Origin of the sequence: Janthinobacterium sp. SUN118 (assembly GCF_030397695.1) — a bacterium.
GTDB lineage: Bacteria > Pseudomonadota > Gammaproteobacteria > Burkholderiales > Burkholderiaceae_D > Janthinobacterium.
In genome coordinates, this window is the sequence record NZ_JAPUBV010000004.1 from 15478 (window position 1) to 27402 (window position 11925).

10 protein-coding genes are annotated in these 11925 nt (G+C 65.7%); 3 read left to right on the forward strand and 7 right to left on the reverse strand.

The window, feature by feature from the left end; translation table 11 throughout:
* Positions 1-174: 174 nt before the first annotated feature.
* Positions 175-1338: a heparan-alpha-glucosaminide N-acetyltransferase domain-containing protein gene (locus O0880_RS21880; RefSeq protein ID WP_289888745.1), complete on the reverse strand. Its 1164-nt coding sequence runs from the start codon at positions 1336-1338 to the stop codon at positions 175-177.
* Positions 1339-1356: 18 nt separating this feature from the next.
* Entirely contained in the window at positions 1357-3465 is a 2109-nt protein-coding gene (locus O0880_RS21885) for a TonB-dependent siderophore receptor (protein ID WP_289888747.1), read from the reverse strand.
* Between the two features lie 208 nt (positions 3466-3673).
* Here O0880_RS21885 and O0880_RS21890 point away from each other — a divergent pair, with 208 nt between their 5' ends.
* Complete coding sequence (locus O0880_RS21890) at positions 3674-4366, forward strand: hypothetical protein (protein WP_289888748.1); 693 nt, start codon at positions 3674-3676, stop codon at positions 4364-4366.
* A 114-nt stretch (positions 4367-4480) separates the two neighbouring features.
* Here O0880_RS21890 and O0880_RS21895 read toward each other — a convergent pair whose 3' ends face one another.
* Complete coding sequence (locus O0880_RS21895) at positions 4481-5383, reverse strand: LysR family transcriptional regulator (RefSeq protein ID WP_289888750.1); 903 nt, start codon at positions 5381-5383, stop codon at positions 4481-4483.
* 133 nt (positions 5384-5516) lie between these two features.
* Here O0880_RS21895 and O0880_RS21900 point away from each other — a divergent pair, with 133 nt between their 5' ends.
* Both O0880_RS21900 and O0880_RS21905 read left to right on the forward strand, forming a co-directional pair.
* Complete coding sequence (locus tag O0880_RS21900; RefSeq protein WP_289888751.1) at positions 5517-6503, forward strand: zinc-dependent alcohol dehydrogenase family protein; 987 nt, start codon at positions 5517-5519, stop codon at positions 6501-6503.
* 80 nt (positions 6504-6583) lie between these two features.
* Complete coding sequence (locus tag O0880_RS21905) at positions 6584-6928, forward strand: hypothetical protein (RefSeq protein WP_071324184.1); 345 nt, start codon at positions 6584-6586, stop codon at positions 6926-6928.
* A 22-nt stretch (positions 6929-6950) separates the two neighbouring features.
* Here the strand turns inward: O0880_RS21905 and bla are convergent, their stop codons facing one another.
* The 4 genes from bla to O0880_RS21925 all read right to left on the reverse strand — a co-directional run bounded on the left by bla (position 6951) and on the right by O0880_RS21925 (position 11853).
* The gene (gene bla / locus O0880_RS21910) at positions 6951-7907 is read right to left on the reverse strand and encodes a subclass B3 metallo-beta-lactamase (RefSeq protein ID WP_289888755.1); all 957 of its coding nucleotides are present in this window, start codon (positions 7905-7907) and stop codon (positions 6951-6953) included.
* A 58-nt stretch (positions 7908-7965) separates the two neighbouring features.
* A complete protein-coding gene (locus tag O0880_RS21915) occupies positions 7966-9729 on the reverse strand; it encodes a M56 family metallopeptidase (RefSeq protein WP_289888757.1) in 1764 nt (587 codons plus the stop codon).
* Positions 9726-10142, reverse strand: a complete 417-nt coding sequence (locus O0880_RS21920; RefSeq protein WP_289888758.1) for a BlaI/MecI/CopY family transcriptional regulator — start codon at positions 10140-10142, stop codon at positions 9726-9728. The genes O0880_RS21915 and O0880_RS21920 overlap by 4 nt, the downstream gene beginning before the upstream one ends.
* A gap of 181 nt (positions 10143-10323) precedes the next feature.
* Positions 10324-11853 carry a hypothetical protein gene (locus tag O0880_RS21925; protein ID WP_289888760.1) on the reverse strand — a complete coding sequence of 510 codons (1530 nt, stop codon included), beginning with the start codon at positions 11851-11853 and terminating at the stop codon, positions 10324-10326.
* Between the last annotated feature and the right edge of the window lie 72 nt (positions 11854-11925).

The following is an 11925-nucleotide window of genomic DNA, read 5'->3' on the forward strand; positions in this document are numbered from 1 at the left end:
GTGCGCACGGTGTCGGCGCTCCTGTCTCGACGGCTCCGCCTTGGCGGCGCCATCTCGGCAGTCACACCTCGGCGGCCCCGTGCCTGGTACGGTTCCGCGCTTTGGGCCGGTGGGGGCGCCGGGCCTGGCTGCCGCTCGCTACGGCATGCCATGCGTTATGCTGGTCAGGGCTGGTCAGAAATAGCGCACCCAGGCCTGCTTCGAGTTGCGCTTGTAGCGGGCAAAGGCGCGGCAGGGAAAGTACAGCACGGGCATCAAGGCCAGCGCCAGCAGCCACACTTGCCAGATGTATTCGACACCATGGCGGTTGCCGTGGTTGGCGCCCAGCACGGCCGTCAGGGTCAGGCCGATGGCCAGCAGCAGGTACAGATGCAGCAGGTAATAAAACATGGGGGCGCCGCCAAACGTGGCGCAGGCGCGCGTGAACCAGTTATCGATGCGTTCCAGCCAGGCCAGGCCCAGCAGGCCCAGGCCCAGGGTGAACAGCAGGAAGTCGAGCGACGGCGGATACTTGGTGAAATTAAGCATGCTCATGGCCGTGCGCAAGGCCGTGTCGCCCGCCACCCACGGCAAGGTTTCGCCATAAAGATTCAAACCGCGCAGCACGGCCAGCAGCAGCAAGCCGCCGCCGCCCAGCGCCAGCAGCCAGCGCCGCCTGGCCGCAGGAGCAAAGGCGCGGGCGTACAAGGGACCGGCCGCATAGCCGAGCACGATCACGCCTATCCACGGCAGCAGCGGATAGCTGACCTTGATCTTCATGGCGCCATCGGCCACCAGGTAGCCGCGCTGCAACAGCACCGTCAGCAGGTAATAGGCAACGCTGCCCTCTTCCGCGCGCAGTCCCGTGAGCACATGCTGGCCGGCGATCGTCGCCACGCTCAGCGCCACCAATAGCGGCACAGGCAATCGATGCAGCACGGCCAGCGCCATCATGGCCAGGCCGATGACCCAGATCACCTGCAAGTACAGCACGGCCGGTGGAAAGGCGCCGCTCCACGCGAAGTTGACGAACACGAGTTCCAGCACGACCAGCAGCAAGCCCCGCTTGAACAGGAAACCGGCCGCGCTGCGGGGGCCGGAAGCCGGGTGCGCAAACAGCCAGGCCGACAGGCCCGTCAGGAAAACGAACATGGGCGCGCACACGTGGGCGGCCAGGCGCGTGAAGAACAGGGCCGGATCGACGCTGGCAGCTTCCATCGGATCGCTTACCTGGTGGTGCAGGAAGACGGTTTCACGCACATGGTCGAACAGCATGATCAGCATGACGAGGCCGCGCATCACGTCGATGACGGCGATGCGCGTGCGCAGGGTGGCGGGGAAAGTCAGTGGCATGGTCATTATTTTCAGAAACAGCAATTAAAAACGGTAATGCGCCTGCAGGGTCAGCGTGCGCTCGGCCCCCGGCGCCACCCACAGGGGGCTGTAGGAACTGGCGTAATAGCGGCGGTTGAACAGGTTGTCCACGTTCAAGGCCAGACGCAGCTTCGTCGTTGGCGAATAGGACGCCAGCAGCCTGGCCGTCGTGTAGGCGGGCAAGGTGAACTTGCTGCTGACGGCCACGTCGCCCAGGCGCTCGCCCACATATTGAACCCCGCCGCCCACGCTGGCCGTGCCCGCGCCCAGCGCGAATTGCTGCGTAGCCAGGATATTGGCGCCGTGGCGCGGCACGTTGGCGAAGCGGCTGCCCGTGACGATGGTGTTGTCGCCGCGCGTGACGGTGGCGTCCGTGTACGCGTAGGCGCCCGACACGCGCAGGCCGCGCGCCAGTTCGCCCGACACATCGAGTTCCAGGCCCCGGCTGCCCACTTCGCCCGCCGCGATGGCGAAGTCCGTATTGGCGGGATTCGTCGTCAGCACATTGCTCTTGCGGATGTCGTAGACGGCCACCGTGCCCGTCAGCTTGCCCGTCTCCAGCTTGGCGCCCAGCTCATACGAACGGCTGCGCTCGGCCGGGAACGCCTGGTTGGCGATGCTGATGCCGCTGTTCGGCCGGAAGCCCTTCGCCGCGCTCGCATACAGCGACCACGTCTTCGACGGCTGGTACACGAGTCCCGCGCGCGGGCTGGTGGCCGATAGCGACTGGCGGTTGCTGACGTTTAAGCGATTGTTCGTCACGTCCTGCGTGTACGTGTCGTGGCGCACGCCGACCAGCGCCTTCCAGTGCGCGCCCAGGCCGAGCTGGTCCTGCAGGTACAGGCCGCGCGCCCGCTGCCCTTCCTGCGTGTCGATGGACAGGGCCAGCGGCGCGGCCTGGCCGCCGTACGCGGGCGCATAAATGTCGATCGCATACGGATTGGCGCTGGACGGATTGCGGCGCAGCTGCACGCGATGGTCGTCGAAGTGATACGCATCGACGCCGGCCAGCACCTCGTGCGCCAGCGCGCCCGTCGTGAACTTGCCCAGCAGTTCGACCCTGGTCGACACATCGGTGGCCGAGAAATCGCGGTGGCGGCGCTGGCGGTTCAAGGTACGCCCATCGGCCAAGAGCTTGTTCGCCTCGGTCGAATAGCCGCTCAATGCGCTGTCGCGGTAGGAAGCGCCCGCCTGCAGCGTCCAGGCGTCGGACAGCGCGTGGTGGATGAACAGCTGCTGCCCCAGCGACTTGACCGTCATGGGGCCGTCGCCTGGTTCGCCGAGGAAGCGCGACACGGGCACCGCACCCAGCCGGCCATTCACGGCCAGCACGCCGCGGTCGAACGGCGCGCGCTGCCGCACCGCCTCGATTTCGTACGACACGCTCGTGTGCTCGCCAGCCAGCCACAGGAACGAGGGCGAAAACAGGCTGCGCTCGACGGTGAGCGTGTCGCGGAAGCTGTATCCCGTCTCATGCGCGGCATTCAGGCGGTAGGCGACGGTGTCGCTCAACGGCCCCGTCAAATCCAGGGCCGCGCGGCGCGTGCGGAAACTGCCGAGGGAAACATCGGCGCTGTATTCGGGCGCGAACTTCGGCTTCTTCGTCGCGATATTGACGGTGCCGCCCGGCTCGCCCCGGCCGTACAGGGCCGACGCCGGGCCTTTCAGCACTTCCACGTTCTGTGTATTGGCGGCGTCGCGCATGCCGTTGTAGCCACGGCTGGAACTGAAGCCGTTGACCATGTAGTCGGAGCCGAAGTTCGGGTCGCCCGTGAAGCCGCGCATGGCATAGCTGTCCCACAGGCCGCCCAGCGGGCTTTGCCTGGCGATGCCGCTGGCCAGTTCCAGCGCGCCGGCCAGGGTCGTCACGCCCGCGTCGCGCAGCAAGTCGCCGGTGAGCACGCGCACGCTTTGCGGCAAGTCCATCAACAAGGCGTCCGTCTTGGTGGCGCCCGTGGCCGACAGGCTGCGGTAATGCTGGCGCTCGCCGCTGACGGTGACGACGTCCGGCAGCGGCACTGCCGCCGCTTCGGCATCGGGCCCGGCCGCCAGCGCCAGGGGGCTGGCGGCGGCCAGCAGCAGCGCCATCGGACGCCGGAAAGGGAGGGACATGGGAATTCCTGAGAAAAAAATGAGATGCAAACGGATTGCATTATAAATGATAATTCATTCTCATTAATGACTTCCTCGGCATCGCCACGCTCCTGCAATTGATACAGCACAGACTTGGTCGCGTACACGATAGCCATTCCCGCGTTTGCGCATCACACTGAATGTCGACCTCAAACCCTGAATATCGACCTCAAACCGGAGAATTGGCATGCTACGTACAATCAATTGCCTGCATCGCCTGCCGCATATGCTCTTGCTGCTCGCATTATCACTGAGTGCCCAGGCACAGTCGTTCAAGCTGTGGCAACCAGGCACGTTTTCGGATTTCGAATACAAGCCGGCAAGCCTGTGCGCGGATTGCTATGTACAGCTGGTGGAAGTGACGGCGCCCGCCACGGGCATCGTTGTGAGCGGCAGCGATCCCGCCTGCGGCATCAATGAAGTCACGACATTCTTTGATGTCGTCGGTGCGGCCGTGGCAACGTACATCGATCCGTATGCGTCCGCCAACCTGGCAGAACTGGGCAAGCGCCTGGTTTACCGCTCCGTGCGTAATCAGGTGGGCGGTTCATTCCAGACATTTCTCGACGCCAATGGTCCTCGTAGTCCATATGCCAACTGCGCGCCCATTGCCGCACTCATTCCCGCCGATGCGATGGTGACGACCATACATCTGGGTATTAACGACCTTGCCGCCGGACCCGGCAGCTGCCTGCCCGGAACAGACTGTTCCACAGGCTATGCGCGCTTTCTCAATGCTCCAGAGGTAAGGTCGGTTGCCAATGGCGGGCAAATCGTTGCCACCACGTTTGCCAACTGGTCGCACGACAGAGACAGGGTGGGCAGGATGTTCGTCGTCTTTCGCATGCCGGATGGCAAGATACCGATCACCTATGAGTGACTTCGAAAAAATTCCACACCAGACATAGGATGTAAGGCTGGTCCGACCGCACATGGGTGTTTTGAGCACGCCGAAAAACAAGGTGGGTTCATCCTGCCCGAAAGGTATCGTCGTTCATGCTTGTTCGCGAAAAATCTGCGCGAGAAATTCGACGAACACTTGCACCTTGGCCGCGCGCAGCTGGCGCGGGTGGAACAGCGCCCACACGTCGGGGCCGCGCGTGCGGAACGGCTGCAGCACGGGCACCAGGCTGCCCTCGCGCAGGGGTTGCAACACGGAAACGGAGAGCGCCTGCACGATGCCGCAGCCAGCCTGGGCGGCGGCAAGCATCGATTCGATATGGTCGAAGGCCACGGTGGCGGGCGGGGTATGCGCCTGGATGCCGCCGTCGTCCTCGTCCTGGAACAGCCACGGCCGCACCTGGCGCGATTTCGGATATAAAAAATGCAGGCAGGCAAACTGGTCCAGTTCCTGCGGCGACCGCGGCATGCCGTGCCGGGCGATGAAGTCGGGCGACGCGCAGCACAGGTAATCCATGGCGAACAGGCTGCGCGCCACCAGCGCGGAATCCTGCGGCGCGCCGATGCGCAGCATGACGTCGACGCCCTCCTCCACCATGTCGATCAGGCGGTCGCTGACCGTCAGGCGCAGGGAAATGTCGGGATAGGCGGCGATAAAGCGCGGCAAGGCGGGCGCCACCATGTTGCGGCTGATGCTGCTGGGCATATCCACGCGCAGGCTGCCCGAGGGACGCTCGGCCGCCTGCTGCAAACCCGATTCGAGCGCCGCCATGCCAGCCAGCACTTGGCGCGCCTGCGCATGGCATTGCAAGCCTTCGGCCGTCAGCGACATGCTGCGCGTCGTGCGCTGCAACAGGCGTACGCCAAAGTGCTTTTCCAGCGCCGCCACCTGGTTCGTCACGGACGAGGTGGAAATGCCGAGGCGCTGCGCCGCCTTGCTGAAGCCGCCCGCCTCGACCACGGCGCAAAACACTTGCATCGCTTCCAGCCTGTCCATGCCCGCTCCCCTAGCTTCACTCGTCGTAGCCAGCGATTATCCACGATACTGAAATAGTGCATCGCGCCATGCCCCGTTTTTCTTTGCCGGCATGCCGCCTAGACTGGCCGCATCACCCCAACCGGAGAAACTGATGCAAGCCCTCGTCCTCAACGCCTTTGCCGCCCCCATGACCATCGCCTCCCTGCCCGTGCCGCAGCCGGGGCCGGGACAGGTCCTCGTGCGCATCGCCGCCAGCGGCGTCAATCCGCTCGACACGAAAATCGCCGCCGGCGCCGCACCGCATGCCCAGCCGCGCCTGCCCGCCATCCTCGGCGTCGACCTGGCCGGCACGGTGGCGGCCGTCGGCGACGGCGTGACGCAATTTGCCATCGGCGAGCGGGTCTACGGCATGGCGGGCGGCATCGCCGGCATTCCCGGCTCGCTGGCCGAGTACGGCGTCTTCGAAGCGGCCCTGCTGGCGCCCGTGCCGGCAGCGCTGAGCTTGCGCAAAGCGGCCGCCCTGCCCCTCGTCTTCATCACGGCCTGGGAAGGACTCGTCGAGCGCGCCCACGTGAAGGCGGGCGACACCGTGCTCGTGCACGGCGGCGCGGGCGGCGTGGGCCACATGGCCGTGCAGCTGGCCGTGAGTGTGGGCGCCAAGGTATTCGCCACGGGCAGCGCCGCCAGCCGCGGCGCCATCGAGGCGCTGGGCGCCCGCTTCATCGATTACGGCGCAAGCGAGGTGGACGACTACGTGGCCGAGCACACGGGCGGCGCCGGTTTTGACATAGTCTACGACACGGTGGGCGGCGCCACGCTGGAGGCCAGCTTCAAGGCGGCAAGAATCCACGGCGGCCACGTCGTCAGCTGCCTGGGCTGGGGCACGTTTTCCCTGAGCCCGCTGACGGCGCGCGCGGCCAGCTATTCGGGCGTGTTCACCCTGCTGCCGCTGCTGAGCGGCAAGGGCCACGCGCGCCATGGCGCCATCCTGCGCGAAGCGAACCTGCTGATCGAGGCCGGCCAGCTGCAGGTGCGGCTCGATCCGCGCCGCTACACGCTGGGCACGGCTGAGGAAGCGCATGCGGCGCAGATCGACGGCAGCGCGCGCGGCAAGCTGGTGGTGGAGTTGGGTGACTGAGCGATGAACCATGGCTTGTCTATCCCAGGTTCCGGCATTAATATGCAAGAATATGTTTGCATATTAATCCGGAGTCAAGAATGCGGGAAAAATTGGAAAAAATGCTGGCGGATGGGCGCGACAATGCGCTGCTGCGCTTCGGCCTGGGCGACGCCTGCCTGAAGGATCATGATGCGGAGCAAGCCGCCATCCACCTGGCGCAGGCAACCGTGCAGCAAGCCGGCTATTCGGCCGCCTGGAAGCTGCTGGGCAAGGCCTTGCACCAGCTGGGCCGGCTCGAGGAAGCCGAGGCCGCCTGGACGAGTGGCCTGGCCGTGGCCCGGCAGCAAGGCGACATGCAAGCCGTCAAGGAAATGACGGTGTTTGTCAAACGCCTGCACAAGGCCAGGGACAGCCAGGCGGACGCTCCTCCCGCCGCACCGTAGGCGCCGGCGGGAAGGCCGTCATTTAGTGCGCGTGCGCCGCGTCCACGGCAGCCGTTGGCGCCGCATCGCCCCGTTCTTTCGCCAGTTTCTTGGCCAGCAGGCTGCCCGCTTCGGCCGCATAGGCGCGGCAGGCGTTGGCGTCGATCAGGGGATTGCTGTCGCCGCTGCGCTTGGCGGCCTTGCCCAGCACGTCCGTCGTGCCCGGATGCACGGGGATGATGATGTCGCAGGGCAAGGCAGCGACCTTGGCGATGCTGGCTTCGAACGAGGCCGAGATATCGGGCGTGCCGCCCTTGCCCGTGCCGGTGTAGCGGAAGTCGCCGCTGGAATACGGGTTCAGGCTGTCCGCATACACGACGTTCAGGCAACGCTGGCCTTCGCACGAGGTCCACGTCCACGTCGTGCCGCCGGGCGTGTGGCCGGGCGTCATGTGGGCCGTCAGCGCCAGCGCTCCCACCTTGACGGCCTCGCCCTCGCCCACCACGCTGACCGTCTTCACCTTGGCGACATGGACCACCGGCTTGGCCTGGTATTGCGGATCATCCTTGCCGTTGGTGCCGCTTTGCAGCACCGGGGCGCTGGCCGCGCTGGCCACCACGGTGGCGCCGCTGGCGCGCTGCAGCGCGGCGATGCCGCCCGCATGGTCCCAGTGCGCATGGGAATTGAGGATGTATTTCACGTCCTCGATGCGGAAACCGAGCGCCTTGATGTTTGCCACGATCAGCGGCGCCGATTGCGGCAGCGCGCCGTCGAGCAGGATATGGCCCTGCGGGCTGGTCACCAGCACGGCCGACAGGCCGGCCGTGCCCACATACCAGGTATTGCCATAGATATTGAATGGCTTGACGGCGGCATTCCACTCCTTGCAACTGTCGCAATCGACAGGTTTGTCCTGCACGGGTGCCGGCGTTTTCGCCTGCACCGCGCCCGTTGCCATGGTCGCAACCGTAGCCAGCATCAACTTCGCCAATAGTGTCATCTTCATCTCCAGTGTGTAAAAAAGAAAGGCGGCCGCGACGCGGCGCGCCCGGGGTCCATCAATGCATGTGGCCTGTGCTCCCGGCCAGGGTGTCGCGGATGTTTCCGGCGTCGAGCGAGCGCCGCTGGGCGCCATCGGCGTCGAGCAGCACCACGGTGACGTTCTTGCCGCCGCTGCGCATGCGCATCGTCAGGCAGCTGCCGGCCTCGTTGCTGCTGCCCGTCTTCGACAGCAGGATGTCCCAGCCCTTGCCGCCCACCAGCGGGTTGGTGTTGTGCAAGGTGCGCACCTTGCCGTCGACGGCCACGCTGGCCTGCGGGTGGCTGGTGATGCGCGCGATATCCGGATAGCGCGCGGCGGCCGCCACGATCTTTGCCACCTCGGTGGCCGTCGACGTATTCGCCGGCGAACTGCCCACCGCATCCGTCAGGGCCGTGCGGGTCAGCCCCAGGCTGCGGATCTTCGCTTGCAATGCCTGATGAAAGGCCGCGCTGCCACCCGGATAGGTGCGCGCCAGCGCGGCGGCGGCGCGGTTTTCGGATGGCAGCAGCGCCAGTTGCAAGAGCACCCCACGCGGCACTGCCACGCCGTCGGCCAGCAGGCTGTGGCGCTGCAGCGATGAGTCGCCATCGGCGCGCACGATGCGCAGCCGTTCATCGGGATCGAGCCCGGCGTCGAGCACCACCATGGCCGTCATCAGCTTGGTGATGGAGGCGATCGGCACCACGGCGTCGGCATCCTTCGCCATCAGCACCTTGCCGCTGGCGTCATCAAACACCAGCATGTGTTTCGCGTTGACGGGAAGCTCCAGCATGCCGGCGGCGGCATCGGCCAGGGTCGCCGCACTGACGGCAGGCTGTCCATGTGCCTGCAGCAACACGGTGGCGCAAGCGAGCAGCAAGGCGGGCAAGGCCAGCTTCCAGCCGCCCGTGTCCGGCACGGGCGCCATCAGGCGCCGTATGCGCGTCAGCAACACGCCGCCCCGGGCCGACATCGCCAGGCCAGGCTGGCTCAGCGTGGCCGCCTGCCGCGACAGCTCGTGCAGCGCCGTGGCCAGCTGCTGCGGATCTTGCAGCGCCTGCGCCGCCAGTTCGTCGGCCACCAGCTCACGCTCCACGCGCATGCGCGCCGACAGCCACCAGACGACCGGATGGAAGAACAGCAGCGCCTCGACCAGGCTTTGCAGCAGATTCACGAGGTAATCCCAGCGCTGCACGTGCGCCAGTTCATGCGCCAGCAAGGCTTCCAGCAGCGGCACCGGCATGCCGCTCAACAAAGAGGCCGGCAGCAGGACGATGGGACGCCAGCAACCGAGAACGACGGGGCTGCCCAGTCCCGCATGCAGCTTGAGCGGAATGGCACGGTGCAATCCCATGCGCAGCGCCAGCGCATCGAGGCGGGCTTGCCAGATGAGAGGTGCGGCCACGGCCTGGCGGCGCAGCCGGGCGACCCAGGCCAGGCCCAGGCCCAGGCGCAAGCTCATCAGGCCGACGCCGGCGCTCCAGGCCACCACCAGGGCCGGCATCCACGCCTGCAGTTCGGCGCGCCAGGCGGCCGGCGCAGCCATGAACGGCGAACCCTGCGCGGGTCCCTGCCCCAGCAGGTACAGCAGGTGCAGGACAGGAATACACAGGCACAGCAGCAGCGCCAGCGCACACACGGCGTAGCGCCAGCGCGCGCTGGCGTGGCGCAGCAGCCACAGCAGGATGGCGGACACGGCGCCGACGACCAGTGCCTGCCAGACAAAATACAGCAAGGCCCAGCCCAGCGCGGGAACCACCGCGTGCCAGTCCATGCCCATGCTCATGGCAGACAGGCTCATCGCGCGCCGCCGTCCTTGCCATCCACCTTGCCGTCATCCTTGCCACGCAGGATTTTTTCAATTTCCATGCGTTCGGCGTCGCTGACATGCTCGCGCAGGGCCGTCAGCACCAGCGCCTTGCCGGAACCGGAAAACACCTTGCCGATCAAGTCCTTGAGCAAGCTGGTCTGCAGCTTTTCCTGCGCCTCGACGGCCGTATACAGCTGCGGCCGCTGGCTTTCATCACGGCTCAGCAAGCCCTTGCCATGCATCAGTTGCAGCTGGCGCAGCACGGTGGCGTAGCTGGCGTCGGCGCGCTCGGCCGCCAGGGCGTCATACACGGCGCGGGCGTCGGACGGACCGCGCTGCCACAGGATGCGCAGCAGGTCCAGTTCGGCGGCGGTGGGATGGGGAGTGGGAGTATTTTTTAACATGCCGCTAGAATACCCAGTCTAGAACTCAATGTCTAGAACTTTTTTTCTAGATTGGCGAATCAGACTGACAACGCCGGACAACACCGTAGCGGGCGGAAGGAAATGGTGGCTGAGAAGCGGAACTGCGCATGAGCACGATGAGCATCGCAAGTCCCGACGCGCGGCAGGTTTTGCCGGGCGTTTAAAATTCGCGCAAGCGGTCGAACCGTTCCAGCAAGGCCGCCTCGTCGACCAGCGCCGCCCCCTGCCCGCCCGCTTGCTGCAACTGCTGGCGCAGCTGCGCCAGCAGGTCCGCCAGCACCGTGTAGATTTCCTCGCGCTCGACCGTCTCGATGATGCTCGCACGCCGCTCGATCTTGTTGAAGGCATCGACATAGGCGGTGACCATCGTTTCCAGCGCGGCGGCGGCGGCCGGCGCCTCCGTGGCGACGTCGATGTCGCGCGTCACGGCCAGCATGTTCTTGTAGGCCTGCGCTGCCTTTTTCGCATACGCGGGGGAAATATGCTCGCGGCCATCCCAGTCGCGAAAGGGGTTGAGCAGGTTTTCAGCCAGCCATTCCGGCTTGCGCGCCTTGCTGATCGACAAGTCGAGTCCTTGCGCCGCCGCCTTCTTGTAAGCGGTCTTGATGCCCTTGGCCGCATCGGCGGGCAAGCTGGTCATCCACAAGGCCGACAGCTGCGGCAATTGCGCGGCCGATGGAAACTCGTCCGCCGTGAAACCGAACAGGTCATAGGTGGTGAACATCCGCAGCTGGGTCAGCTGCGCAAGGCTGTCCATCTGCGACGCCAGCCCCGGCTTGCCCCAGATGCGCAATGCCGTCAGGTGGGGAAAGCGCCGCGCCACCTGCGCCAGGTCGGCTTCCTTCATGCCGAGCAGCGACAGGCCACCCAGCCGCTCGAGACCGTGGAACGGCGGCAAGGCGTGCGTGCACTGGAGCGTCAGATGGCGGCCATCGGCGCCATCCGCTATGCGCAGCGCCGGCGATGGCGCGCTGCGCAGCGCGAGAAGGCCCAGGCCTTCGTTCAAGACCAGGCTGGTGACGCCATCGGGCTGCAGGATCAACCGGTTCAAGCCGCTGCCGCTGAAATCGAGCGCGTGCACCGTCGATGATTGCCAGTGCAGCTCATTGATGAAGGGATTGCCCTTGATAAACTCCATCAATGCCTGCGTGCCGTCACTGGTCTCGATGGACATCAGGCAAGGCAGCTGCGCCAGCTCGGACAGATCGTCCAGCGCCCGCAAGGCGCTGTCGTTGATTTTCGTCGCGTCCTGCCGGAAGACCTGGCCGCCGAGCGTCACTTCACGCTCGTCCGACGCGGCCTTGAATTGCTGGCGCCGTATTGGATCGATGCGCTCCCAGTTCCGCTGGCGCAGCACGCTGTCGCCGACGTTCCAGCCGCTGCGGTAGCTGTTGACTTCCACATCCACCAGCGGCGCGATATTGCCAACGAGGGTATGGCCCGGCGGCACGTTCGCCGTGGCATAGCAGTGATCGTGGCGATTGTTCCAGAAGAAATAGTCGCACAGCAGCGGCCGCATGGCTTGCACGGCCGCCGCATCGGGCAAGGCGTCGCCGGTCCAGTCCAGCTCCAGCACGGCAGCTACCGGCTTGGACGATGAAGCATCCTTGATGCGGGTGACCTGGCAAGCCACATACTGCTGCAGCTCGGACGAAAACACACTGTAAACGTCTCCAACATTGGCTAGCACGCAACTTCCTTTTCAGAAGACCTGACGGTCGAATGTTGAAAGATAGCAAAAATGATGGCCCGGTGTCGTCCG